The following is a 24369-nucleotide window of genomic DNA, read 5'->3' as shown; positions in this document are numbered from 1 at the left end:
CAGTTGGTGTTATAATAAAATGAGAAGGATTATCAAGATCCTTCTCATTGAGTGTATTGTATGTTAAGAAAAAGCTTTCTCAAGATCCGCAATAAGATCTTCTGCATCTTCTATTCCTACGCTTAAACGAACAAGGTCGTCCGTGATTCCCAGTTCCGCACGTTTTTCTGCCGGAATTGAAGCGTGAGTCATTAACGCAGGGTGGTTAGCCAGAGATTCTACACCTCCTAAAGATTCTGCAAGGGTAAATACTCTTACTTTTTCCAGAAATTTAATAGCATCTTCTTTCTTTCCGGATTTAAAAGTAAATGAAACCATTCCTCCTGATTCCTTCATCTGAGATTTTGCCAGCTCATATTGAGGGTGAGATTCCAATCCTGGATAAATTACTTTATCTACCGCCGGATGAGTTTCAAGGTATTTAGCTACAGCCAAACCGTTGTCAGAGTGTCTCTGCATTCTCAATGCCAATGTTTTGATCCCTCTCAATACAAGATAAGAGTCGTGAGGGCCTAAAATACCGCCGCTCGCAAACTGAATAAAGTGAAGTTTTTCTCCCAGTTCAGCATCTTTAGCAATAAGAGCTCCTGCAATTACATCAGAATGACCTCCCAAATATTTCGTTGCTGAGTGCATTACAATGTCAGCCCCCAAATCAATAGGTCTCTGGATATAAGGTGTTGCGAAAGTATTGTCTACTGCTACCAGAATATCTTTTCCTTTTGCAACTTCTACTACTGCTTTGATATCTACTAATTTCATCAAAGGATTCGTAGGAGTTTCTACCCAGATCAGTTTTGTTTTATCTGTAATGACATCAGCAATTTTGGAAACATCGTCAAAATTCACGAACGTAAATTTCAGCTGATATTTTTCGAAAAGTCTTGTGAACATTCTGTAAGTTCCTCCGTAAAGATCATCTACAGCAACTACTTCATCCCCTGGGTTTAATAATTTTAAAACACAGTCGATGGCCGCAAGACCCGAACCGAAAGCTAAACCTCTCGCTCCGTTTTCAATACTTGCCAGAGAGTCTTCCAATGCCTGTCTTGTAGGGTTGGCAGCTCTCGAATATTCATATCCGGAATGTACTCCCGGGCTTTTCTGTGCAAATGTAGAGGTCAAAAATACAGGTACATTTACAGAACCCGTTGCAGACTCATGGTGCTGCCCTCCGTGAATTACTTTTGTATTAAAATTCATAATTTTTTGCTTTAGACTTGAGCATTAAACAATAAAGCATATTGCTTAAGCGGATTGTTTTATTAAAATTTGCTCTAGCTGAATACAAAAAGCTTACCGCTTACTGTCTGCAGCTTGCTGCAATTATATTTTTTTACTTAATAGCGGATTTCACAGCAAACTCTTCTGCAATTTCTTCCATCCACTGTGCTACATCCTCTTCGCCGGTTGCTCTCTGATACGTATTTCCTAAAGATATTAAAATCTGATGGATAAACATCTTCATTTGGTCTACAGGCATTTCTTTGGTCCAAAGATCAATTCTTAGCGCTTCTCTTGTCTTGTCATCCCATACAGAAATCATGGTTGCTTTGGTATCCTGTTTTTCAATACCGCCATCCTGGGCATTCCATGTAATATTTTCCGGGACATGATTTTCATCAAGCTCTACATCTATCGTAATCTGAGTCTTTCTCATTTTTTCTATTTTTTCTGAATTCTAAATTTTCTTTATTTAAGTTTCGGTTTATAACCGGATTGATTAAAAATTGTGGTGGCATCCATTTTCAGAAAATCCGTCAGCTTTGTTTCAGGCTTTTCTTTAAGGTATGCTTTGCAGATCTGCCATCCTGTAAAAATTCCGATCTGTGGTGAAGATTCGTTATCAATTTCCGTATAAAATTTCGAGAAAGGTCCCGGTGAGATGAAACGTTCTCCAAGTCTCGGATCATCTCCGAAAATCAGGTTGCTTTCTACAAAATAGTTCCAGATGTTGGCTTCATTGTTGGTTGCCCATTCATACTGCTTCTTGGTATAATTTATTTTCAGATAATCAGGAACGTCGGGAAGAAAAGCATCCTGGAGAATCATTACTTTCCCGTTCAGAACCATCTGATCTATGAACTTCTGATGATCAGGAGATTCCGTTACAATCTTTTCTGCAAAAAGCTGTGATACTTTTGGAACCATATTCTGTGGGTTCATTGATTTTTGAAAATACAGTTCCAGCCCTTTGTAATTAGGATTTCCATCACCCATAAAACCGGTGACATCTATAAATAAAAGGTTTCCTTTCTCGTCATAAAATATCGGATCCTGAACCATCTGTAAGGCAGATGAAAATAAATATACTTTCGGATTTTTAAACTTCGGGAAGTAATATTTAATATGTGAAAACAAGCTCTGAAGTTCCTTTTGAAGATTTGCCTGGTTTATTTTTCCGATTGCTTCCTTGTAGATTTTTATCTCTTCAGCATCAGCTCTTCTTTTTTCAAAATCAGCATCAGAAACAGTTCCCTGAAACCATGGAAATTTCGACTTAAACTGATCCAAAGGAACATCCGGATTATAAAATTCTTTGGAAATATCTGTGATGTCAACTTTTTCAGCTGTTTCTTTTACTTCAACCTTCCATTGATTTTCAGGTTCTTTTTTGCAGGAAATAAGTCCGGCAGCTAAAACAGAAGAAAGCGCAATATATCTAAAAATCTTCATTATTTTTACATGGAATTTAAGTTTACAAAAATAAGGATTAAATACACAATTCATGATGAAAATTAAAATATTTACAGCCCTGTACCTTATTTTCATGATATCTTTTTTCTATGGGCAAAAGCTTGAATTTAAAGATAAAAACTTTGAAAAAGCAGTACTCGGAAATTTTGATCTGAATAAAAACGGATTACTGGAAGTTTCCGAAGCTGAGATGGTTATGAATCTGTTTCTGACTCAGAAAGGAATTACCTCGGCAGAAGATCTTTCCCTTTTTAAAAATGTGAAAATGGTTGTTCTGGATGATAATATAATTCCTGATATTACAATTCGTAAACTGGATCAGCTGGAGCTGTTCTCCTGTACAGGATGTAAAATTTCTTCATTCAAAGCAGAAAACCTGAAAAATTTAAGTTCATTATATCTGGACAATAATCTTTTGGAAAGTATTTCACTGGAAGAGATTCCGAAAATTGACCAATTAACATTATCTTTAAATCGATTAAAAGAAATAAACCTGACTCAGTTTAAAGTATTAAGAAAACTGAACGTAGAACATAACAAGCTTCAGAAAATTGATATTTCCGGTAATCCGGCCTTACAAACCCTTAATATCATGGGGAATAAGATAAGAGAAACAGATATCAGGAAAGCCGCAAAAACAAACGTGACTATTTTTGGAGCGGAAGACTAAAACCAATGATTATGAAAATAGAAACAGAACGATTGATTTTAAGGAAGTTGGAAGATGAAGATTTTGAACGCTTATTTCTGATGGATTCCAATCCTGAAGTCATGAAGTATATTGGTGTACCGGTTTTAACGGATATCAATGAATCAAAAAAGATCATCAGTATGATTCAGAAACAGTATGATGAGAATGGAGTAGGAAGATTGGGAGTTGTGGAAAAAGAAAGCGGACTTTTAATAGGATGGAGCGGATTGAAACTGCTTACCCATGAAACCAATGGTTATAAAAATGTGCTGGAACTGGGATATTGCTTTCTTCCTGAATCGTGGGGAAAAGGCTATGCCATGGAATCTGGAAAAGCTTCTCTTGATTATGGTTTTAATGGCCTGAATGCCGATGTTATTTATGCCTATGCACATTCTGAACACGATGCTTCTAACCATATTTTAAGAAAATTAGGCTTTGAAAAAACCGGCGAGTTTGAGGAACCGGATGGAATTTGTTTCTGGTACGAACTGAAGCGTGAAAAATACGGTGAAAAATGATAATAATAAGACAGGAAGAAAAAAAGACCATCAACAGGTTTTTCAACTGACAGAAGAGGCTTTCAGAGAAATGGAACATAGTGATCATCAGGAGCAGTTTCTGTTAGAAAAGCTGAGAAAATCAGAAGCCTTTATCCCGGAATTATCATTAGTGGCAGAAGATGAAAAGGGTACAATTGCCGGACATATTCTGTTCACAAAAATAAAAATTGTCAATAATTCAGAATCTTTTGATTCACTTGCTCTGGCTCCTGTTTCAGTGAAGCCGGAATTTCAGAATCGGGGGCTTGGAGGAAAACTGATTCTGGAAGGACACCGTATTGCCAAAGAATTGGGATATGAATCTGTAATCCTTATCGGGCATGAAAATTATTATCCGCGCTTTGGTTACAAAAAAACAAGTAATTTTGGCATTTCTTTTCCATTCGATATTCCGGAAGAAAACGGGATGGCTGTAGAATTGGTAAAAGACGGATTAAAAAATAAAACAGGAGTGGTGAAATACCCGCAGGAATTTGGAATAGACTAAAAAAATATAAACAATGCAAACACAAAAAGTAATAGATCATATTGTAAGCTGGTTAAAGGATTATGCTACAAATGCTAAAGTAAACGGATATGTAATCGGGGTTTCCGGAGGAGTGGACTCAGGAGTTGTTTCTACTTTGGCAGCAATGACAGGTATGAAAACATTACTGATCGGAATGCCGATCCGTCAGAAAGCTGATCAGGTAGATCGTGCACAGGACCACATGAATGACCTTAAATCCAGATTTCCCAATGTAGAAACAATATCTGTAGATCTGACCCCAGCGTTTGAAGAAATCTATAAAACTTTTCATGTAAATAATGAGGTATATCCCAATGAGAATTTGACCTTTGCGAATACAAGGGCACGTCTCAGAATGCTTACACTTTATTACTACGGGCAGCTGAACGGACTTCTTGTTTGTGGAACAGGAAATAAAGTAGAAGACTTCGGAATTGGTTTTTATACAAAATACGGAGATGGGGGAGTAGATGTTTCTCCGATTGCTGATCTTTATAAAACTGAAGTATATGAACTGGCCAAGGGGTTAAATCTTATCAAAAGTATTCAGGAAGCTATTCCTACAGATGGGCTTTGGGACACGGAAAGAACAGATGAGCAGCAAATTGGCGCGAGTTATCCGGAACTGGAAAAAATCCAGAAAGAATACGGAACGAAAACGGCTGACGATTACGAAGGAAGAGACAAAGAAGTTTTCGAGATTTTCGACAGAATGCATAAGGCTGCGAAACATAAAATGGATCCTATTCCGGTTTGCGATATTCCTGAGGAGTGGAGAGCATAGAAATAGTATCATATTAAATAACAGCTATGAACGGAAAAATAAGATCGGTTTTTTTTATATGTCTGGGACTTCTTTTCGGAATGTCCGTGATGTATGTCTACAGGAACTTTATTGAAGATAAAAAAGTTCAGTCAGATTCTGTAAAAAAAGAAACGGTGAATTATGGAAGCACTTCTTCCGATGGAAATTCATCTTCTCAGATTTCTATTGATCAGCTTACTGAAGAAAAAACGGTGATCAGCTATGTGAAACAAAATCACAGGCTTCCGGACTATTATATCACTAAAAATGACGCCAGAAAACAGGGCTGGAATCCTTCCAAAGGAAATCTTTGCGATGTGCTTCCCGGAAAAGCTATTGGAGGGGATAAATTCGGAAACAGAGAAAGGCGTCTGCCGGATGGGGAAAAGTACTTTGAAGCAGATGTAAATTACCATTGCGGCGGAAGAAATGCAGACCGTATCATCTATACCCGGAATGGTGATGTGTACCTTACCAAGAACCATTATAAAAGTTTTGAAAAACAGTAATGCGTAAATAGCATCAGGTCATTGCTTCGTGCTAAGCTTCTCGCAATGATTAGTGCATAATTTGTATTTAAGGGGTGATAAGTCGTAATTTTGAAAAATAAAGTATTGTACGTGCAGTTCCGAAAAATTCTGCAAAAAAATGCAACACTTTTTTAATCAATAAAAATTGGAAATTTTAGTTCAATATGAAGACAGTATATATAGATTTTACAGACATAGGTGATTATGAAGATTTTTACACCCAGCTCAAGGAAAAAATTCAGCTTCCTGAGCATTTTGGGGATAATCTTGATGCCCTTTTTGATACCATCACCGGGAGTCTGGAAATGCCACTCCATTTAGAATTCGTCAACATGACTGTAGATCAGCTTGAGATTTTTGAAGACCTTCTGACTACTCTGGAAGATGCGGAAGAAGAAGTGGAAGATTTTAGTTTCAGTTATTATCTGGAGCAATACGAAGACGAAGATGATGATGTAAAATCTGAAGAATAATAAAGTAAGAAAGGCTGTTCCAATACAGGAGACAGCCTTTTTTATATTGATTCTTATTCTATAGTATTTTATTCTTTGACATACAAACCTAACAGGTTTTCAAAACCTGTTAGGTTTCTTATTTTATTTAACTGTCACGTTTATTCAGGACTAGCCGATGTGAACTTTTGCTTCACAGCCTGTCAGAGTTTCAAACCTGGGCAGGGAGCTGAAAATCAGGTTTCACCTGGTTATAAAAAAGTAGAATCAAAATAAAAAGGAAGCAGATCTTTCACTGCATGCACTTTTACAACCTCTTCATTCATGCTTGAAAAATAAAGGTCGATATTTTCATTCTGCTTCGTTTCGTACTCAATTAAACTCTGGCGGCATGCTCCACACGGAGGAATAGGAGGATTTTTTTCATGAAATTCTTTCGGACCTCCCACTACAAAAATCTTTTTTATTTTCACATTCGGAAAGTTGGCAGCTACCCAGAATAGAGTGGTTCTTTCTGCGCAAAGTCCGGAAGGATAAGCTGCATTTTCCTGGTTGTTTCCAGAGTAGATTTCTCCGTTTTCCAGTAATACGGAGCATCCTACCAGAAACTGGGAGTAAGGTGCGTAAGCATTTTCACGGGCTTCCTTGGCTCTTTCAAATAATTTATTTTCTATATCACTCAGTTCACTGCTATTTTTAAAATATTCGTAACTGATCTCTATGTCTTTTTTCATATATTGTCAACTAAAAAAGGGGGGTAAAATTAGTTCTTTTTAATGAAGTGGGCAATATTTTATTCTTCCCGTAAAAAGTTCAATTTTTTTAATATTAAAAAATGTTATATACACCAATAAAATTCAGAAATGTTGAGTTGAAAAACAGATGGGTAATGTCACCTATGTGTATGTATTCATGTGAAAACGGAGAGGCTAATGACTTCCATTTTGTACATTATGGAAGCAGGTCACAGGGCGGTACAGGTCTGCTGATTGTAGAAGCAACAGGAGTGGAGCCCAAAGGTAGAATTACCAATCACTGCATGGGTATCTGGAATGATGAACAGGCAGAAAAGCTGCAGAGAATCGTAGAATTTGTTCACAAAAATTCAGATAGTAAAATAGGAATACAGCTGGCTCATGCCGGAAGAAAAGGTTCAACATGGAATAACATACAGATTTCCATAGAAGAAGGCTGGGAAACCGTTGCGCCAAGTCCTATTCCTTATCACCCGACCGAAAGAATTCCGCATGCGCTCACTAAAGATGAGATCAAAGAGCAGGTTCAGCATTTTAAAAAAGCAGCAAGAAGAGCTGTAAAAGCCGGTTTTGATATTATTGAAATTCATGGGGCACATGGATATTTGATCCATCAGTTTTTATCGCCGCTTTCCAATATCAGAACAGATGAATACGGAGGAACTTTTGAGAACAGGATTCGGTTTTTGATTGAAATTGTAGATGCTGTTAATGAAGAATTAAATGAAAATACAGCCCTGTTTGTAAGAATTTCAGGAACAGAATATGCTGAAAACGGCTGGGATATCCAGAGCAGTGTGGAGCTGGCAAAAATTTTAAAAGAACACGCTGTAGACCTTATTGATGTATCCAGCGGCGGAAATATCCATGGGGCAAAAATTCCTGTTTTTGACGGCTATCAGGTTCCTTTTTCATCACAGGTGAGAAATGAAGCAGGAGTGAACACCGGAGCAGTAGGTTTAATTACCAGAATAGAACAGGCAGAAGAAATCCTTAAGAAAGGAGATGCTGATCTGATCTTTGTGGCAAGAGAAATTCTGAGGAATCCTTATATTGCTGTTCAGGGATCTTTTGAAATGAAGGAAGACTGTTTCTTCCCTCATCAGTATACCAGAGCCAAAATCTCTTCTTAGTTCCCGGATAACTTTCAAAGCAACAGCAATGGATATTGACGATTTCATGTTTACCTGTCCCAGTAAAAAATTCCTGGGAGTAGAATGCCTGGGATGCGGTGCACAGAGAGCAATCGTATTGGTATTTGAAGGGAAATTCGCTGAAGCTTTTCAAATGTATCCTGCTGTATATACCTTATTGTTGTTTTTTCTTACGCTGGGTTTGAGTTTCATCGATAAAAAAAGAAAATACAGTAATATTTTAATGATTTTGGTAGGAGTTAATCTTATTATTATGATCATTGGCTACCTATATAAACATTATTAATTTAAAAAAAAATAATGTAAGTGTTTGATTTTAAACGGATAATGTAGAACGTGTCTTATTTTGTATTTTGATTTAAAGCGAATTATTTAGAAAAATTTCAACAAAAAATAAAATTCATTAGATTAAAATTCTTGCTTTGTTTTATTGTGCTGAATTTTAGAAATGTCGTAGAACTACTACAATTTATGAATCAGTGCCTCAAAAACTTTTTAAATTAGAACATGAAGTCTATCTTTGTTACATAAATCCTATATCAGGGATCAGTCGTTAATGATTAAAATTTAAGAATATGGCAGGAAATTCAAGAGGAATCTTAAAATTCAATGGAGGTGAAGGTCAGAAGTTATTAAAGCTTAACTATAGCGTATCAAGATCTACAGACGTTTCAGGACGTGTGGCATCTGACCCGTCAAACGCATTGATCAAAGTAACAATTGAAGCAACAGAGAAATCTGATGTTTTAGAAAGTTTATTAAACAGCAAATATAAACCTACAAGCGGAGAAATCAACTTTAACAAATCTCACGAAGAAGGAACATTGATCTCTTTGAAATGGGAAAACGGATATGTTATTCAGCATGAAGTAGATTTTGATGCTATTGACAGCAACAATATGCTGATCAGCTTTGTAGTAAGTGCTGAAAGTATCACCTATGGAAATTCATCTTATGATGGGCTTTGGCCAATGAGCTAAGTCTTTCATGAGCCGTAAATAAAAGACTGTCCCTAATAAGACGGTCTTTTTTTACCTTAGACTATATTCTGCGGGATTTTTGTTTATATTTTTAAACTCCCGTTCTGCCGGATAATCGTTTAGAAAATTAATCAAATCACTAAAAAAATATGTCAAATACACCTGGAAACTCACAAGCGGCGTCTTTTCGTCCGACGCAGAATGCAGATGGTATTTCCGAAAACCATCATACAGGTATCAATCGTTTGGTAAAACTTTCCCTTGTTATAGAAGGGAAAATTATCAAGTACTATAAACATTTCAAGCTTAAACAAAGTACAAGAAGACACCATGAATTCACACTGACACTGGCGCATGATACCCTGGGAGACAGACAGACCCACTCATTGGAAGAAGCCAATAAATTTCTTGGAAAAAGACTTACAGCGGTTATTTCCTATAAAGATATAGATAACAGCCCTGAAAGAACTTTTGTAGGGGTGATTACCGGAGTAGGATTCAGCCAGGAAAAAATGAGCCTGGGAAATATTGTGCTTACAGGATACAGTCCTACCATTCTGCTTGATGGTGCTCCTCATATTCAGAGCTTTGGAGGTTCACGGCCTGTTAATATCGGAATTATTGCAGACGAAGTAATCAAACAGGGGATTGATAAAAGCCGTTTTGATATCAGGGTTGATGCCAATAACTTTTCTCAGATCATCTACAGCAGCCAGTATGATGAAACTCACTATAACTATCTGGCGAGAATGGCTGAAGCGTATGGTGAACAGTTCTACTATGACGGAGAAGTTTTACATTTCGGAAAGTTGCCGGCTCAGAATAAACCTATTACCCTTACGTATGGAAGCAGCGCCAATGATATTAAAGTTGAGCTGAAAGCTGTACACACCAAACCGCAATTCTATGGGTATAACAGCAATAAAAACGAAAAGCTGACTTCAGGATCAACGCCCATCAAACATGTAAGTGATCTTGCAAAAACAGCATACAGCCATAACGAAACTATCTATAAAACGCCGGCTTTGCAAGTGGCTCCTATTAAAGCAACCACACATCTTGACGTTGAGTACTCTCAGAAAAGCGCTTCAGGAAGTGAGGCGGTAAATGTTTTTTCCGTTTCAGGAAACACAACCGTTCCGTTTCTTCACCCCGGTTGCGTAGCAGATGTGCAGATGCGTAAACAGGATTCTAATGAAACCTCTTATTTCACGAGGATCATGATTACAGAATCAGAGCACGAGATTGACACGATAGGTCATTACAAAGGAAGTTTTGTGGGAATTGCAGCAGATACAGGATTTCTTCCAAAGCCGGAATTTACTATTCCCAAAGCTGAGCCACAAACTGCAACTGTTATTTCCAATACAGATCCGGAAGGACAGGGAAGAATACAGGTACGATTTGACTGGCAGACCAATGATACCACTCATTTTATCCGTATGATGAGCCCTGATGCGGGAGGAACAGATCAGATTACCCAAAACCGTGGCTATGTCGCTATCCCCGAAGTAGGAGATCAGGTAATGGTTAATTTTGTACACAGCCATCCGGACAGACCTTTCGTTATGGGAGGAATGTTCCATGGAGGAGTTGCCTTGGGAGGAGGTGTTAATAATCATTTGAAATCCATTCAAACCAGAAGCGGGATCAGAATTCTGATGAATGATGAAGAAGGAAGCGTAACGATTCTGGATCCGAGCGGAAATACCTATTATATGGACGGACAAGGCAATATCAGCATGAAAGCACCTAAGAATTTTACTTTAAATGCAGGTGATAATATCAATATTACAGCAGGAAAAGAAATTTCTATAGGAGCAGGCGCAAGCATTACCAGTACCGCGAATGACAACATTGTTTCCATCGCAGGAAAAGATATGAAACTTACGGCTTCGGGAGATATTACAGAAACTTCCGATACCAGAACTGAAATGATTGAAAAAGAATTCAAGAGACAATCTGAGACTTCCAATGAAATAGCAGGGGAAATTTCCATGTTCAGCGAGCTGGAAAATATGACCATGCAAAGCGGAAAAATCGTGGAATTCAACAGTGCTGAAAAATCAAAACTTTTCTGATATGGCAATCATCAAAACAGCAACCAACCTGCGCATCACAGTAAAAGATTCTTATCATCTGAGCGTTGGAAAAAAGGTTGAAAAAATAGCAAAGAAAATCAATGTGGAGGCACAAAAGGAGAATCTGGTTTTAGCAAGTAACAAGAAGATTATGTCCCATGGCCATAAGTAAATATAACATACTCATTCTTTTTATTATATGCTGTTTCTCATTAACGAATTGTCAGAATAAAAAAATGGAAGAAAAATACACATGGCTGGGAACTGTTTCTGCTCCGCAGGAATATCCCATGGAAGTATATGAAGGAGCGATTATTGCCGATGATTTCACTTACCCCTTTGATGCCATCTGGGGAACACAGAATACCGGCTGGGGAAAAGAGGGAGGTACCATGAACGTAACCACCGAAAGAATGAATGCTCCTCATAAGCTGGAATTCACATGGTATTCCTTAGTGGAAAAAAAATTCTATACCGGAAAATGGGACCTGGATAAAGAAAAGATCAGAAAACTTTTGGATGAAGGGTTTGTAGACCAGGACACCAAAAAGAAAACTACTTACCATTCTTTTGTGGTAGGATTGGCTCCGAAGGGAAGAGTCGTGTTGTGGATGAAAGGTCCCGGAAACCAGAAAGAAATAGGTGCTTTCCAGGCACATGATACTGTCATTACCAAAGAAAAAGCCTATGATAATGCCCAATATATGTTGAAAGAAGGCTTTGCGGATAGAATGCTGAAAGACCCGTCCTACAAAACATTCAAGCCGGAAGTTCGTGAGAAAATTGAAAAAGAAGGATATCCTGATGCAGACATTTATAATGTATACAGAGAAAGATACAACTGGAAACCTTCCGTAATTCTCCCGGAAGGAGCCACCTGGATCGATTTCGGATTTACCAGCTATAACGGAGAACAGGAAAATCTTTTTGATCAGAGTTTAAAAGATAATACATACAAAAGCAGAGCTATACCAAAATTCTGCGGTTTTTACTGGAAAGATAAAAACAACAACAGGTATGCGGTATGGATAGACGCTTTTGATGACAAAGAAATATTTGATTTGTTTCAGAAAACAGGAAAAGACAAAAACATTGATCTGACCATTAAAGTCAATGAAGACAATACAAAGGTTTTGATATCCCTTGACTCTGAAAAAGACAAACTTCCGGTAACTAAAGCAAAAATAAGAGTATCTCGAAAGATAGAAGAATAGGTTTCATTCAGTCAATTTAAAAACAAGAACTATGCACAACAATCAATTTGGAAGCTATACACCAACTGTATCCAAAGAGGAGGTACTGGATATTACCATTGGGATTTTTTTTGACGGAACCCTGAACAATAAAACCAATACAGACGAAAGAAAAAATAACACGGATGCCCATAAAAAACATGGTGGGAAATCATCAGACAATACAAGCTACAACAATGACTGGAGTAATGTAGCCCGCATGTGGGATAACTATGATAAAAACTTCGGTATTTATATAGAAGGTATCGGTACACAGGATAAAGAAGGAGATGCTACGCTGGGATACGCTTTCGGAACAGGGGAAACCGGGATCAGATCAAAAGTGAGAAAAGGCTGCGAGGAAATCGTAAAAAAGGTGAAAACCATTAAAGCAGAAAAAAAAGCTGATAAAATTGCAGTTCTTACCTTTGATGTGTTCGGATTCAGCCGTGGAGCTGCCGCTGCCCGTAATTTTGTATACGAAATAGGAAAAGCAAAATATAAAGCTACCGCACGTACCATTTCCAATGAAGCTGCTACAGTGACCACTTATTCAGATGATGACGGGAAAAGTGTGGAGGCAGAAGATCTTCCAAAATGGGGACATCTTGGCCTTAAGCTCGAAGAAGCAGGATTAAAAGTTGATGTGTTGAAAGTGAGATTTCTGGGGATTTACGATACCGTTTCTTCCTATTCAAAATACCTGTCACCAATGCCTAATTTCAGTAACGATGTTGAAGAATTAAGCCTGAATGACATCGGAAAAGCACAGACTGTTGTTCACTTTATCGCCACTGATGAGCACAGAGAAAACTTTGATCTCACCAGAGTACATATCGGAACCGAAAAAACATTTCCCGGTGTACACTGCGACGTGGGAGGTGCCTATGAGAACGGGCAGGAAACGTGGGAAGAAGTGGAAACATCCTGGACAACCAGTTCCAAATTAGAAGCATTAAAAGCAGAACTCGTATCAGAAGGTTGGTATGAAAAAGATATGCTTACCATTACTCCCGGATTCTATTTATCATTGAGAGGAACCCGTTATCTGCTGAAAACTTACAGCTATATTCCTCTACATTTTATGGCTGAATACGGCATTGAGAAAAATCTTCCTATCACCTTAAAAAAAATGACTGATGATAAATATTCCATTTTGAATGATCAGTTTTTAATAGGAATAAAAGACCATCTCAGAACTTATGTGATGGGAAATGGCAAGCCTTATGCCTTCAAACATTTTAAAGCGCTGCGTGATGCTTATGGTGGAAACGAAGTCCCGGAAGACCGCCAGGATGCTTATCAGAAAGAAGTAAAAGAACAGAACGATTTGAGATTCCTTCGTCTTCATTACCTTCACTGGTCAGCAAGAAGAGAAGGAATCGGTATGGATCCGAGACCAAACAGAACAAGAGTTATCCACTAGAATTAAATTTTAAAAAGATACCGTACAAAGAAAGAAATTGAAGCAGGAACATTTTTATGCAGAAATATAACATACATACCGTTCAGAAAGATGAAACTTTAAAAAGTATAGCCTCGCTGTACGGATTGGATAAAGACGCATTAAAACTCTTCCACAACAACCATTGCGCTGTTAAGGACATGATCCTGATCAACCTTAACGGACAGAAAGAACTTTTTATTCCGAGAACTGCGGTTGCAGATAAAAACCTTTTGGTAAAATTCGGAAAAGGAAACAGCCTTATCCTTCGGCCGGAAGCTTCAGTGCGAAGATACAGTGTGGTCATTACCATTGAAAAAGGAGAAGATAAAAGCGAATTAAAATATGAAACATCCGTTCGCTGGCTGAAAACAGAAAAAGGAAATCATTTTTTTGAGATAGACAGAACATCAAACCTTTATCTCAATGAAGAAGAGGTGAATGAAATTGCCGATCTGCTGGCTTACAGAACATCTAAGGTTTTATACCCGTTACAGATCAGTACCAATGAATATGGGAAATTTGAAGCCGTAGAAAATGCTGAGGCGTTTTTAAAAAGATGGCCCACTGTAAAAGAAGAACTGTATAAAGAATTTGATGGCGAAACCGTAGACGAATACTGCGGAAAGATTGAAAAAGTAATCAGCCGGCCTGAAGCCATAGATCTTTACCTGAAAAATGATTATTTCATCCGTACTTTGTTTTTTGGAATATACCAAAGCTATGGTCCGGAATATAGAACTGAGATGATAACAACCTTTCCTGTAGTAGATAATGCTATTGAACCCGGATATAAAATCACACTGGAAACAGATCCGCTGAAAGGAGAAACCGGCCTGGTTACGGTAGAAGGATCAGGAAAGTTATATGAAGAAAGAGACATTGATGACTTTATAAGAAGATCACCCTTTTCATTGATTATAAATGATGCACCTGTAATGAATGAAGAAGGAACTTTCAGACTTATAAACTATATGAAAGAAGAAACTTCACTTCCGAAATCTCTTTATCTGGAATGCAGCATTATGTTGCAGGAAGAAAAAAAGATTTCAGTATCAGTTTCAGGAATTGATGAAAACTAAATTACCATTTCACTAAAGATAAAATTAATATGGCAGAAAAACATATTGTAGTACAGGGCGCCCTATGCAAATGCCAGTTCGGACAGGTTCCGGACAAGCTGAAAGTACTTACACACCAAAAAGAATATGCCAATGATAAAAGCGCTTCCAAAAAACTGATCGTTACCACGAAAGAAATTGGAGCAGCCACATTTGAAAAAAATACATTCGGAAACTGTACCAAAATGGGAGGACCGCCGCCGCCATGCAAGATTATGGTTACAGAATGGCAGAAGTTTTATGATAAAGTACAGCTCAGCAATGGCGGATATATCATTGTGGAAGACAGCAAGGCAGTATGTGCCGTTGCCGGTACTCCATGCATTGAGATTATAGACCACGGGCAGCGGGCAGAAGCCAGCCAGCAGAACTTTAAAAATGCCGACCAAGATGTTCAGCAGCAGATTAATCCGCTGGTGGATTCCGAAGAAATGTATAACGAACAGCCTTCAGGAGGAGGGCAGGATGGTGCAATCTAAATGATAAGAAAATGGCAAAAGGCGTAAAAAAAATAAAAGTTGTAAGCGGATTGTATTACCCTAAAATGTCTGTATTAGGGCAAAGGATTACCATAAAGCCAGACCAGTGGGTACAGTTTGGGGTAGGGGAATGGCTGCCGGGAACTACAGATGCAGACAAAAAGAAACCTCTTACCTGGATGAGGCAGAACAGCAGCAGAAAAATTATTATCAATCAGATCACCTCTGCTACAGGATATAAATTTTTAATTAGCAAGCAGTACTGCGGAAGCTATCAGTTTTATATTGAAGCCAGTCTCTCCGGAGTAAGAGATACTAAAAGTGATACAGGAATATTTGTAAAAGGCTGGTGTGAACCCAAAATTGTAAGCAGCAAATGGTCTACACAAAAAAACAGCAAAAGCATCAAAAACAATAAAAAAAACGAATACATTTCCTATGGACATATCGTTCATCTTAACCTCGTGACGGAAGGTCTCAATGGAAATACAGTCAGTATCGAACTTTGGAATCAGCAGACAGCAAAAGCAGATAAGCTGGTACACACCTACAACAATGTACAGGTAATAGATGGTGAGGTCAATCTGAAAATAGAAAATACCTTTGCCTGGATGGCCTATGTGGACAATATTCAGAATGTAGAGGAATTTTATATTAAAGTAAAAGATGTTGCCTCCAAAAAATACATTAAAGATAATCTGGGGGATGATCTTCATGCCATCTATCTGAATGTAAAAAATAAAGTCGCCACTACCAACACCAACGGAGCCCAGAACCAGACACCGACTAAAGTGTATAAGCCGGATGTCAATTCCGTTAGACTCGAACCCTGTAAATTTGAAGTCATCAAGATTACTGAAAATGAAACAAAGGACGGCAAAGCCAGCAACACAACCGTTAAAGTCTTTGATAACGGGAATGGTGTCAAACTGATAAAATCTGCCGCTTTACAGGAGCATATTCAGAGAACCATCTACTATAAGTTTGACTCTACAGTTATTGATAAAGATGGGGAAGCCGTCCTGAATAATGTGCTCAAATTTCTTCTTGAACACAAAGATTCCACAATGAATCTCAGTGGCTATGCCTGCGTTATAGGAAAAGAAAATTATAACAAAGGGCTTTCGCAAAAAAGAGCTGATGTTGTCAAAAAATTCTTTGCAGACGGAGGGTTAGATCCAAGAAGAATTATCTCAGTAGGAAAAGGGGAAGTAGATCCTACCGATGATAAAATGGGAAGAGATAATATCAAATACAAGAACGAGAAAGATTACGAAAATAACCGTAGAGTAGATATTTCATTTATATTCAATGCCCATGATGCACAGACTATCAGTTATGAAGTAACCGCACCAAGTGTTTCTACAAAGAAAAATCTCGTCATTGATATTACAGGTTTTCAAACCAATGAATGCTTCAGGGACAGTAAAGGAAAACATAAAAAACAGACCTTGATGGTAGACGTAGGACAGGCAATAGATAAGGGAGACACTGTGAAAACATTTAATACACCTACATTTACATATGGTGTATATTCCAACCTTTCCAGAGTTAACGCTTTTCCAGTGGAATATATCTGGCCTTCAGCATCCAATCCGAATCAGTTTCATTTGCATGTGCATAGCTGCCGGTATTTCAGCAATGAAAAAAGAACTACAGTACTGATCAAGGCTTATCCGGATATTAAATGGGAACTTGCTCTTGAGTTTTTGGTGAATGTATCCAATTATAAAGCAGCCAATATGCCGCCTGGATCTGTTTATGCAAAACACCAGGAAAAATCCAGACAGGCAGGATACAACAGAATGAGGATGAATGAAACCGGAAAAGTTCCGATTTCAATAGGGCTGGGCATATCTGCCGAATGGGATGCGGGGAGAGAAAAGAGAAGTTTTACCAATGAATTTGCAGATAGAATCAAACTGGTAGCCAGAATGATTGCCACTGCAGTCAATATTTTACAAAATGCAATCAACTATGCGCAAAGTGCGGCAAAAGAAACAGCAATACCGGTTGGTTTCAATATCAGATATCCGAAATTTACGGTTGTCGGAAAATGGTATCTGGAAAGAGTAAACGAAAGAAATACACTTAGCGTTATTGGTGAAGTAGGCTTTGGATTTAAACCTTTAATTGGAGCCGAAGTTGTTATTGATATATTGGGAGCAGCCATTGCGGCGGCTTCGTATGGAGCAACCGGAAACCCGGCAGCGGCAAGAATTATTAATAAGTTTCGTGGAGGATTAGAAAAATTAGGTGCTTCAGTAACCTTTACAGCAACATTTTATGGGGAGCTGGAAATAATGGTAGATGCCCTGAAGATTGACAGTATCAACGGGATCAATATGCAGGGAAAAACTACCATTGGAGGAAAAATGGGAGCCACTATTGAACTCAGTGTAAGCGTTGAGGTAGGAAGAGTAAAAGGGACAAAATCGAAGCCTATTATGACATTTAAAGCCGCTGCAAAAGCAGATTCTTACTTTGGTGGAGATATTGTACTGGATTCTGATTCTAAGGGATTATTCATCCAGCCGATCCTGAAATTTTCAGGAGTAGTACTTTCAGTAGAAATAGAAGGAGAAGTAGGCTGGTGGAAAAGCAATTTTAAAGTAGAAGAAAAAGTTATAAAAGAAGAAACTCATTATTTGGAAAAAAAATATCTAACTTAAATTGACTTATGCATAATTTTAAAAAACCATTATATTCTGTATATCCGAGAATGTACTGCTCGGGAACCATCTACGTAAATGATGTTCCTGTGATAGACTGGTACGGAGATGAAACAAAAGAAGGAGGATTCGGAGGAGATACAATAATCAATCAGGCCTTGCTTCAGAGCGGAAAATATAAAGTAACCGGGAAAATGTATCCTCGTTTAGGAAAAAATATTTTGGATGAAGATGATATGATGTCCATCGATTTCTTCTGTGCAGAGCTTGATAACTGGAAGGCTTCACGATTTGCGTTTCATCCTAAAATAGAATCTCCCTGGGATGGTTTGAGTGACAATATTAAATATCCTCATTTTGAAATCAAAGGTGAAATAGAAGTTGAGCTCCCTTTTGTACTTGATGGATGGCAGAACTCGGTAGATCTGAAAGACATCAAAAAAGAAGATCTTTTCAGCGATGTTTTCAAATATTATCAACAGATTAGAACAGCATTGCAAAGCCACAGTGCCGGAAGGTATCTGGAAATGTCACAGGATAAAATGAAGCTGCAGGAACAGGCTTTATACTATACAGAAGAACGGAAAAAAAGTTTTTTGGAAAGTGCAGGCCAATTATTTGCCCAGAATTTAGAGGTGGAAGAACTTCATGAAGGAGATCTGCAGCTCGAGATCATGGGACATGGAAAATTAGTAAGGTTGATGAAAAAAGATGGCTCACAACCATTACAGTTTAAAAGTCCGGATATTGAAAAACAAAGCAATATAGAAATGGAGGTGAAACTTCATATGAGAACAAAAGAAAAAGGTTTCAGTATTATTTAATCATTGAAAATGACTTTTTTAGGATATTTTACAGCAGTTCTTGTCATATTTTCACTCTATAAAGGATATCAAGTTTTCACGAAGTTTGCAGCCAACCGACAGCAGCTAGGAAAAAAAGGAGGCCTTCTGGAGAAAGTCTTCCTTATTTTTATCATTTCAGTCATTATGATTTCTGTCAATGCAATGGCATTTGTACTTTCATTTACTTTTTTTTGGGAAAAGGCTTACAGAACATTTGATGAGCCGCAATATGTAGCAACTGTTGTGGGGTATAAAAAAGAAATTACAAAGTTTAAGAACTTTTCAACTTCCACCTATAGAGACAAAGTGATTTTCTTTCCGAAAGTAGAATATACTGATGCAAATGGAAAAAAAGTAATAAAAACACTGGATATTACAACTGATCACCCACCCGCTATGGGACAGAAATTAAAGATAACAGATAAAGTAGGGAAAGATAGTACAAACACACTTCAGCTGGATTGGGTAATGTTTGCTGCAGGATGTATTTTTACAGGATTTGCAGCATTTTTCGCGTCATTAATTTCTACATACACCACATCATATTCCATGAAAAAAAGAATGACCTTGTCCTTCAGGATTGCATTATTGCTTATTTTCATTAATATTTCCTGTATAGTATTCATATATTTGAAATCATAAAGAAACAGAAGTATAGTTAAACGGATTATAGTAATCATCAAAATATAAAATAATATGAAAAAAGTAAGAGTTCTGATATTGATCTTTGTAGTATTGATCAATATCTGTTGTGGAAATAAATCATTTGATTTGTCAACGGTTTCATTAGGTGATGATGCAAAGAAGTATGATTTTGAAAACAAAAATCTGTTTCTGAAAGATGCAGCTAAGCCAGACATCATTCAATATTATGCTGATGAAAATAAAGGACTGTCTTATGAAAATATTCCATTAGATAATACAATGGGTACAAGAATTACCGTATACAAAGGAAAAGTAGGTGCTCTGGACACCAATGCTGCCGAAAAATATTCTTTGGAATTTGTAGAAAAAATAGTAAAAAAGAATGGAAATCCTACTGCTTCTATTACAGATAAAGCAACTGTAGATGCTAAGCTGGTAAAACCTATTTTTGAAAAGCTTAAAAAACTTTCTCCAGAAAAAGTGTCATGGAATCAAAATGAGAAAAATTCCTTTACATATCCTACTTCTTTCTTCTGGGATGACGGGAAAAATTATTCCATATTAAGTATTTCTATTGAAGATGATGGGAGAATAAGAAATAAATACATTTCTGTGACGAAAGATGCCTATCGTAATAATGCGGTATTTGGATTAAAATTTCCTGCCCCTCCGACTTCTCCATGGTATAAGTATATGAATTAAAACAGTCAGTAAGAATATAAAACAGTTTCCAGATACTTGAATCCTGTTTTTTCTGTTTATTATTGATAACCGGACACTAACACTAACATTATGAAAAAACTGAAATATGTATTAATACCAGTAATCTGCCTGAGTCTTGCATCATGCGGCCGGCAGAAAAATAAAGAAAGTGAGTCTTTGGTTGAAACAGCGGGAAGTACCCAGACTGAACCATTCAATCTTGCCAAACTGAAAGCAGGACAAAATATCAACGATATTTTAAAATCTGCCGGCGCAACAGAAAAAGAAGCTGTACGCACCAATGAAGTTACTCTTATCGGAAATGAAAAACTGGCTTTTTCATCAAAAGAATTATTACATTTCAATGGGATAGATCTGGAAGGCAGGAACAATAAAAATACAAATAAAGTCATTTTACATTTCGGAAAAGTAGACCATGAAATAGGCCCGCTTGCCAATGAAAAAGAAGACGAATTAGGGATGTATCAGCTCGATATCTATACTGAACAGGAAAGAACAGCACTTCTGGAAAACCTAAATAAAACATTACATAAACCGAGCTTCGATTCTATACACGAAGGTTTTGAATCAGAAGTAAAAGGTAATGAGATCATTCAGACTCATAATAAGTTCAGACAGGAAGTAGCGATCTGGAAAGATAAAGATATGCTTTACTATTACTGCGAAACCAAAATAGATAACAGACCGGACGAATACCGCTGCAATCTGTTTGTATTCAAAAATAAAGAATGGAAAGACCTTCTCAAAGGATCCGGATATCCCGATCTGGATAAAATTTCTTTATAATATTCGCCTTATTAGGAATTTAAAAACAAAAATGCCAGTCTAAAAAGACCGGCATTTTTTATATCAAATTACTATTTGAACTATTTCACTATAAACTGCATCGTCACCTGATCAAGCTTTAAGATATAAATTCCCTGACTAAGATTTCTCGTTTTGATAGAATTTCCATTTCTGAAAGGCTGATCTATCGTCTGAAGAACTTTCCCCTGAAGATTATAAATTTCAGCTTTCTTTACCTTCTGAAGATCTCCTTTTACAAAAATCTCCTGATTAGTAACCGGGTTCGGAGAAATTTTAAAACTGTCGGAAGTGGTTTCTGTAGCTGTATTTTGAACCATTCTTGCACTGGATCCTGAATAGCATGTCCATGAAAGGTCATCAATAGCCACTCTGTTACTTGTTGAATTATTAACAAGACTTACCACGACATTTCCGGAAATGTTGATATTACTGATGGTAGTAGTGACAGCAGAAGTACTGTAAGGAATAGTTCCCACGGTTGTTCCGTTTACTTTTACGTCGAAAGTACCGTTGGTTCCGGTAAACTTAAGCTGTGTAGTCACTGTTAAAGAACCAATACCATTAGCAGAACTTCCGGAAGTTAAAGAACCGCTTCTTACTGTAATTGCTTTATTATTAAGAGTCTGATCCGTTCTTGAATCCGTTGCAGTCCATGAGATACCGCCATTGCTCCATGTTCTGGTAGCATAAGTAGAGCTGGCTGCCGGAATCGTTTCAAAAGTTTCATTGGCACAGCTGGTTGGTGTAGTGCTTCCTGCATTGGTTGTACCGGAAACTGTAGAACTGTTTGATGATGAATTTCCTGCTGCATCCTTCGCAACCACATAAAAGCTGTAAGTTGTAGAAGGAGTAAGCCCTGAAATGGTTGTTGAGGTTGAACTCGTTGTCGTTTGCAGACTTCCGTTCATGTAAACATTATAAGCTGTTACTCCTACATTATCGGTAGAAGCGTTCCATGCCAGAGAAATACTGCTAGACGTTTTTCCGGAAATAGTTACACCTGTTACTGTAGCAGGCGCTTGGGTGTCACCGGAAGGTTGCTGGGAACCCCAGATAAGATTGACATAATTCGGATTATCAATAAACGGGTTTCTGTTTCCCTGAAAAGCATAAGAGGCATTATTTCTTTTAATTTCAGCCTGAGAAACCGGATCCTGATTATGCCATGCAAGCAAAACATTCAGCTCCCATGTCTGTAATCCCGGGAAAGTAGAACTTCCTAACATATTTCCTGACGAAAAAGTAGAAAGCTTGCTTTGGTAGCGGGTTACAAAATAGAAAATCATACGGGCCACATCTCCTTTAAACTCATCAATTGGCTCAAATACTGTTCCCGAATATCCTGAAGAAGCAGAAGTTCCAAGTTTTGAACCATTCTGTGAAGTAAAAGAAGCACTTCCCACCTTTCCGAAAGGATAATTACTTCTCATTCCGTTTACTTTCCCGTCTGTAGCCCTGATAAAGTGAATATCGGCAACCATTGGAGAAGCCTGGTTGAAAAGACTTTGAGGAACAATGTGCTCTCTGTTATAGCAATTCCCTTCAGTAGAATAGGTACCACACTGATCAGATCCCGGAGTAAAATTGTAAGGGTCAGCACCTGAAGGTCTTTCTGAGTAAATATCCAGAATCGTTCCGTCATTTTCGTAGTCCTTGTCAATATCCGTGGTTTTATATCCTGTCCAAAGCCCATTGTAGCCTTTATCAACATGTCCGTTAGTGATAATGTTGCTTAATTCAGTTTTCAGTGCTGCACCACTCAGTCCGTTGGCAGAATTGTAGTAACCTGCAGGAGCCTGTGCATGGGCAAGTCCTGCAAATAAAGAAAATAAAATAATTTTTTTCATATTAATTAATATAAGTCTCAGCAAGAATACCACATTTTTGTGAATTAAAAAATTACAAAATCGTTAATTTTAAATGCACTATATGTAATGCATAATGAGTGGTAAATGATAAGTGATGAATGATGAATGATGAATGATGAAGTTTCGTGTGAGATTCAGTTTTTGTATTTTGAATTATGGCTTTTCTATAATTTATCCTTTACTTCAATATTGGATATTCAATAGGTGCGGGCCTTAGCCCGGTTTAAAATAAACCGTTTTCCTTTGCTTTATCCGAAACTATAAATAATAGAAGACTATATCCACGGTTATCTGTGCAAATCTGTGCTATCTGCGGGATAAACAAAAATTACCCATAAGCCGTACTTTCTATGGTTTATCCTCAATATTGGATATTCAATAGAGGCGGGCTTTAGCCTGGTTTAAAAATAAAACGTTTTTCCTTTGGCTTTAGCCAAAACTTAAATAACGGAAGGTAATTTTCAACAGTCATCCGTGCAAATCCGTGTAATCTGCGATAAAAACCTCTGCCATTATCCCGTCAGGAAATTCCAGCTTATAAAACCTAAAAAGCCGGTACAAAAGTACCGGCTATATATAATGGATGACTTAAATTTATTTTCTTTGTGGCGGATAATTTTTCATAATCTCAGCCATGATTTCAGGAATCTGTCTTTGCTTTGCTTTTGGAGAATCTACAGAAATCCCGCTTCCGATACCCTGCCAGACTAATTTATTGGTTTTTGCATCAATAAGATCTACAATTAATGCTCCTTCATTATAATTTGTTGTCCATGTTCTGTTCATGCCAACACCCCATCCGAATGGTCCGCCCCATCCCCACATTCCGTAAGGTGAAGACGAGTTGATATCAGTAATCTTTTTATGATTTGCTTTTACGTTGATGATAAGATCAGGATTTTCTCCGGACTGAAGTCCTTTGCTCTGAAGCTGTCTCGACAGTTCGTTCAATACCCTGTCTTTATCAATATCATTCAGTTTTAGATCATCAATTCTTATTTTATAGGTTTTGTAAGAATTGAAATTGGCGGTTTCAGCATAATCGGAACGTACCTGAAAAGGGCTACAAGAAGTTAAGCCTAAAGTAGCAGATGCCAACAAAATAAAAATATATTTTTTCATTTTATTTATTTTTTTTTATCACTTTTAATGAATGTATCAGTCTTTTTATCGTACCCGTAAGGACAGTGTCTGCAGCCGCTTTTACAGCAATAGCCTCTTTTCAGATGGAATTTTTCTGTAAAAACCTTGTACCCCTGTTCATTATAGTAGAAGTCTTCACCTTCTTTGATGTCATATTGGGCCATAAGTTAAATG

27 protein-coding genes are annotated in these 24369 nt (G+C 37.5%); 20 read left to right on the top strand and 7 right to left on the bottom strand.

Annotated elements, in window-relative coordinates; genetic code table 11:
• Positions 1-63: 63 nt before the first annotated feature.
• From EL165_RS10125 to gldB, 3 genes are all read right to left on the bottom strand, one after another.
• The gene (locus tag EL165_RS10125) at positions 64-1203 is read right to left on the bottom strand and encodes a cystathionine gamma-synthase (RefSeq protein ID WP_002977442.1); all 1140 of its coding nucleotides are present in this window, start codon (positions 1201-1203) and stop codon (positions 64-66) included.
• Positions 1204-1336: 133 nt separating this feature from the next.
• Positions 1337-1660, bottom strand: coding sequence for a gliding motility protein GldC (gene gldC / locus EL165_RS10120; protein WP_002977443.1), 324 nt, complete (start codon positions 1658-1660; stop codon positions 1337-1339).
• A 32-nt stretch (positions 1661-1692) separates the two neighbouring features.
• Positions 1693-2676, bottom strand: a complete 984-nt coding sequence (gene gldB / locus EL165_RS10115) for a gliding motility lipoprotein GldB (protein WP_126358619.1) — start codon at positions 2674-2676, stop codon at positions 1693-1695.
• Positions 2677-2728: 52 nt separating this feature from the next.
• Between gldB and EL165_RS10110 the strand changes: the two genes are divergently transcribed.
• The 6 genes from EL165_RS10110 to EL165_RS10085 all read left to right on the top strand — a co-directional run bounded on the left by EL165_RS10110 (position 2729) and on the right by EL165_RS10085 (position 6267).
• Positions 2729-3367, top strand: a complete 639-nt coding sequence (locus tag EL165_RS10110; RefSeq protein ID WP_002977445.1) for a leucine-rich repeat domain-containing protein — start codon at positions 2729-2731, stop codon at positions 3365-3367.
• A gap of 11 nt (positions 3368-3378) precedes the next feature.
• Positions 3379-3909: a GNAT family N-acetyltransferase gene (locus EL165_RS10105; protein WP_126358618.1), complete on the top strand. Its 531-nt coding sequence runs from the start codon at positions 3379-3381 to the stop codon at positions 3907-3909.
• Complete coding sequence (locus EL165_RS10100; RefSeq protein WP_002977447.1) at positions 3899-4438, top strand: GNAT family N-acetyltransferase; 540 nt, start codon at positions 3899-3901, stop codon at positions 4436-4438. Before EL165_RS10105 ends, EL165_RS10100 begins: the two co-directional genes overlap by 11 nt.
• A 13-nt stretch (positions 4439-4451) precedes the next feature.
• Positions 4452-5243, top strand: coding sequence for an NAD(+) synthase (gene nadE, locus EL165_RS10095; RefSeq protein ID WP_002977448.1), 792 nt, complete (start codon positions 4452-4454; stop codon positions 5241-5243).
• Positions 5244-5269: 26 nt separating this feature from the next.
• The gene (locus tag EL165_RS10090; RefSeq protein ID WP_002977449.1) at positions 5270-5773 is read left to right on the top strand and encodes a ribonuclease domain-containing protein; all 504 of its coding nucleotides are present in this window, start codon (positions 5270-5272) and stop codon (positions 5771-5773) included.
• Positions 5774-5958: 185 nt separating this feature from the next.
• The gene (locus EL165_RS10085) at positions 5959-6267 is read left to right on the top strand and encodes a barstar family protein (RefSeq protein WP_002977450.1); all 309 of its coding nucleotides are present in this window, start codon (positions 5959-5961) and stop codon (positions 6265-6267) included.
• Positions 6268-6497: 230 nt separating this feature from the next.
• Here the strand turns inward: EL165_RS10085 and EL165_RS10080 are convergent, their stop codons facing one another.
• Positions 6498-6980, bottom strand: a complete 483-nt coding sequence (locus EL165_RS10080) for a cytidine deaminase (protein WP_002977452.1) — start codon at positions 6978-6980, stop codon at positions 6498-6500.
• A gap of 101 nt (positions 6981-7081) precedes the next feature.
• Between EL165_RS10080 and namA the strand changes: the two genes are divergently transcribed.
• The 14 genes from namA (at position 7082) to EL165_RS10015 (ending at position 21163) form a co-directional block, all read left to right on the top strand.
• Positions 7082-8134, top strand: coding sequence for an NADPH dehydrogenase NamA (gene namA, locus EL165_RS10075; protein WP_002977454.1), 1053 nt, complete (start codon positions 7082-7084; stop codon positions 8132-8134).
• 28 nt (positions 8135-8162) lie between these two features.
• Complete coding sequence (locus EL165_RS10070) at positions 8163-8441, top strand: DUF2752 domain-containing protein (protein ID WP_002977456.1); 279 nt, start codon at positions 8163-8165, stop codon at positions 8439-8441.
• A gap of 289 nt (positions 8442-8730) precedes the next feature.
• Entirely contained in the window at positions 8731-9135 is a 405-nt protein-coding gene (tssD, locus tag EL165_RS10065) for a type VI secretion system tube protein TssD (RefSeq protein ID WP_002977458.1), read from the top strand.
• A 149-nt stretch (positions 9136-9284) separates the two neighbouring features.
• Positions 9285-11216, top strand: a complete 1932-nt coding sequence (locus EL165_RS10060) for a type VI secretion system Vgr family protein (RefSeq protein ID WP_002977460.1) — start codon at positions 9285-9287, stop codon at positions 11214-11216.
• Position 11217: 1 nt separating this feature from the next.
• The gene (locus tag EL165_RS25810; RefSeq protein WP_002977462.1) at positions 11218-11388 is read left to right on the top strand and encodes a hypothetical protein; all 171 of its coding nucleotides are present in this window, start codon (positions 11218-11220) and stop codon (positions 11386-11388) included.
• A 64-nt stretch (positions 11389-11452) separates the two neighbouring features.
• The gene (locus tag EL165_RS10055) at positions 11453-12430 is read left to right on the top strand and encodes a DUF2931 family protein (protein ID WP_002977464.1); all 978 of its coding nucleotides are present in this window, start codon (positions 11453-11455) and stop codon (positions 12428-12430) included.
• A gap of 31 nt (positions 12431-12461) precedes the next feature.
• Positions 12462-13874: a T6SS phospholipase effector Tle1-like catalytic domain-containing protein gene (locus EL165_RS10050; protein ID WP_002977466.1), complete on the top strand. Its 1413-nt coding sequence runs from the start codon at positions 12462-12464 to the stop codon at positions 13872-13874.
• Between the two features lie 56 nt (positions 13875-13930).
• Complete coding sequence (locus EL165_RS10045) at positions 13931-14974, top strand: hypothetical protein (protein ID WP_002977468.1); 1044 nt, start codon at positions 13931-13933, stop codon at positions 14972-14974.
• Between the two features lie 29 nt (positions 14975-15003).
• On the top strand, positions 15004-15492 hold the full coding sequence (locus EL165_RS10040; RefSeq protein ID WP_002977470.1) for a DUF4280 domain-containing protein: 489 nt from the start codon (positions 15004-15006) through the stop codon (positions 15490-15492).
• Positions 15493-15503: 11 nt separating this feature from the next.
• The gene (locus EL165_RS10035; protein ID WP_002977471.1) at positions 15504-18164 is read left to right on the top strand and encodes an OmpA family protein; all 2661 of its coding nucleotides are present in this window, start codon (positions 15504-15506) and stop codon (positions 18162-18164) included.
• A gap of 8 nt (positions 18165-18172) precedes the next feature.
• Positions 18173-18988, top strand: coding sequence for a hypothetical protein (locus EL165_RS10030; protein ID WP_041461412.1), 816 nt, complete (start codon positions 18173-18175; stop codon positions 18986-18988).
• Between the two features lie 9 nt (positions 18989-18997).
• The gene (locus EL165_RS10025; protein WP_002977475.1) at positions 18998-19651 is read left to right on the top strand and encodes a hypothetical protein; all 654 of its coding nucleotides are present in this window, start codon (positions 18998-19000) and stop codon (positions 19649-19651) included.
• Positions 19652-19705: 54 nt separating this feature from the next.
• Positions 19706-20356 carry a hypothetical protein gene (locus tag EL165_RS10020; protein ID WP_002977476.1) on the top strand — a complete coding sequence of 217 codons (651 nt, stop codon included), beginning with the start codon at positions 19706-19708 and terminating at the stop codon, positions 20354-20356.
• A 90-nt stretch (positions 20357-20446) separates the two neighbouring features.
• On the top strand, positions 20447-21163 hold the full coding sequence (locus EL165_RS10015; RefSeq protein WP_002977477.1) for a hypothetical protein: 717 nt from the start codon (positions 20447-20449) through the stop codon (positions 21161-21163).
• Positions 21164-21243: 80 nt separating this feature from the next.
• On the opposite strand, the gene EL165_RS10010 is transcribed toward EL165_RS10015, so the two are convergent.
• From EL165_RS10010 to EL165_RS10000, 3 genes are all read right to left on the bottom strand, one after another.
• Complete coding sequence (locus EL165_RS10010) at positions 21244-23031, bottom strand: endonuclease (RefSeq protein WP_002977478.1); 1788 nt, start codon at positions 23029-23031, stop codon at positions 21244-21246.
• Positions 23032-23646: 615 nt separating this feature from the next.
• Positions 23647-24174 carry a DUF4136 domain-containing protein gene (locus EL165_RS10005; RefSeq protein ID WP_002977479.1) on the bottom strand — a complete coding sequence of 176 codons (528 nt, stop codon included), beginning with the start codon at positions 24172-24174 and terminating at the stop codon, positions 23647-23649.
• A 5-nt stretch (positions 24175-24179) separates the two neighbouring features.
• Positions 24180-24359 (bottom strand): C1orf53 family protein, encoded by a 180-nt coding sequence (locus tag EL165_RS10000; RefSeq protein WP_002977480.1) that lies wholly within the window; start codon positions 24357-24359, stop codon positions 24180-24182.
• Positions 24360-24369 lie beyond the last annotated feature (10 nt).

The sequence above is a fragment of the Chryseobacterium gleum genome, assembly GCF_900636535.1.
In the GTDB taxonomy this organism is placed as follows: Bacteria; Bacteroidota; Bacteroidia; order Flavobacteriales; family Weeksellaceae; genus Chryseobacterium; species Chryseobacterium gleum.
The sequence above is the reverse complement of the archived record's forward strand: the minus strand, read 5'-3'. Positions and strand labels throughout refer to the sequence as shown.

Excerpts from the sequence above, each read along its gene's own strand:
- EL165_RS10085 (WP_002977450.1), top strand. The coding sequence starts at position 5,959 with ATGAAGACAGTATATATAGATTTTACAGACATAGGTGATTATGAAGAT.
- EL165_RS10005 (WP_002977479.1), bottom strand. The coding sequence starts at position 24,174 with ATGAAAAAATATATTTTTATTTTGTTGGCATCTGCTACTTTAGGCTTA.
- tssD (WP_002977458.1), top strand. The coding sequence starts at position 8,731 with ATGGCAGGAAATTCAAGAGGAATCTTAAAATTCAATGGAGGTGAAGGT.
- gldC (WP_002977443.1), bottom strand. The coding sequence starts at position 1,660 with ATGAGAAAGACTCAGATTACGATAGATGTAGAGCTTGATGAAAATCAT.
- EL165_RS10025 (WP_002977475.1), top strand. The coding sequence starts at position 18,998 with ATGACTTTTTTAGGATATTTTACAGCAGTTCTTGTCATATTTTCACTC.
- EL165_RS10125 (WP_002977442.1), bottom strand. The coding sequence starts at position 1,203 with ATGAATTTTAATACAAAAGTAATTCACGGAGGGCAGCACCATGAGTCT.
- EL165_RS10020 (WP_002977476.1), top strand. The coding sequence starts at position 19,706 with ATGAAAAAAGTAAGAGTTCTGATATTGATCTTTGTAGTATTGATCAAT.
- gldB (WP_126358619.1), bottom strand. The coding sequence starts at position 2,676 with ATGAAGATTTTTAGATATATTGCGCTTTCTTCTGTTTTAGCTGCCGGA.
- EL165_RS10000 (WP_002977480.1), bottom strand. The coding sequence starts at position 24,359 with ATGGCCCAATATGACATCAAAGAAGGTGAAGACTTCTACTATAATGAA.
- EL165_RS10060 (WP_002977460.1), top strand. The coding sequence starts at position 9,285 with ATGTCAAATACACCTGGAAACTCACAAGCGGCGTCTTTTCGTCCGACG.
- nadE (WP_002977448.1), top strand. The coding sequence starts at position 4,452 with ATGCAAACACAAAAAGTAATAGATCATATTGTAAGCTGGTTAAAGGAT.
- EL165_RS10105 (WP_126358618.1), top strand. The coding sequence starts at position 3,379 with ATGAAAATAGAAACAGAACGATTGATTTTAAGGAAGTTGGAAGATGAA.
- EL165_RS10015 (WP_002977477.1), top strand. The coding sequence starts at position 20,447 with ATGAAAAAACTGAAATATGTATTAATACCAGTAATCTGCCTGAGTCTT.
- EL165_RS10045 (WP_002977468.1), top strand. The coding sequence starts at position 13,931 with ATGCAGAAATATAACATACATACCGTTCAGAAAGATGAAACTTTAAAA.
- EL165_RS10040 (WP_002977470.1), top strand. The coding sequence starts at position 15,004 with ATGGCAGAAAAACATATTGTAGTACAGGGCGCCCTATGCAAATGCCAG.
- namA (WP_002977454.1), top strand. The coding sequence starts at position 7,082 with ATGTTATATACACCAATAAAATTCAGAAATGTTGAGTTGAAAAACAGA.
- EL165_RS10070 (WP_002977456.1), top strand. The coding sequence starts at position 8,163 with ATGGATATTGACGATTTCATGTTTACCTGTCCCAGTAAAAAATTCCTG.
- EL165_RS10030 (WP_041461412.1), top strand. The coding sequence starts at position 18,173 with ATGCATAATTTTAAAAAACCATTATATTCTGTATATCCGAGAATGTAC.
- EL165_RS10010 (WP_002977478.1), bottom strand. The coding sequence starts at position 23,031 with ATGAAAAAAATTATTTTATTTTCTTTATTTGCAGGACTTGCCCATGCA.
- EL165_RS25810 (WP_002977462.1), top strand. The coding sequence starts at position 11,218 with ATGGCAATCATCAAAACAGCAACCAACCTGCGCATCACAGTAAAAGAT.
- EL165_RS10050 (WP_002977466.1), top strand. The coding sequence starts at position 12,462 with ATGCACAACAATCAATTTGGAAGCTATACACCAACTGTATCCAAAGAG.
- EL165_RS10035 (WP_002977471.1), top strand. The coding sequence starts at position 15,504 with ATGGCAAAAGGCGTAAAAAAAATAAAAGTTGTAAGCGGATTGTATTAC.
- EL165_RS10080 (WP_002977452.1), bottom strand. The coding sequence starts at position 6,980 with ATGAAAAAAGACATAGAGATCAGTTACGAATATTTTAAAAATAGCAGT.
- EL165_RS10055 (WP_002977464.1), top strand. The coding sequence starts at position 11,453 with ATGGAAGAAAAATACACATGGCTGGGAACTGTTTCTGCTCCGCAGGAA.
- EL165_RS10090 (WP_002977449.1), top strand. The coding sequence starts at position 5,270 with ATGAACGGAAAAATAAGATCGGTTTTTTTTATATGTCTGGGACTTCTT.
- EL165_RS10110 (WP_002977445.1), top strand. The coding sequence starts at position 2,729 with ATGATGAAAATTAAAATATTTACAGCCCTGTACCTTATTTTCATGATA.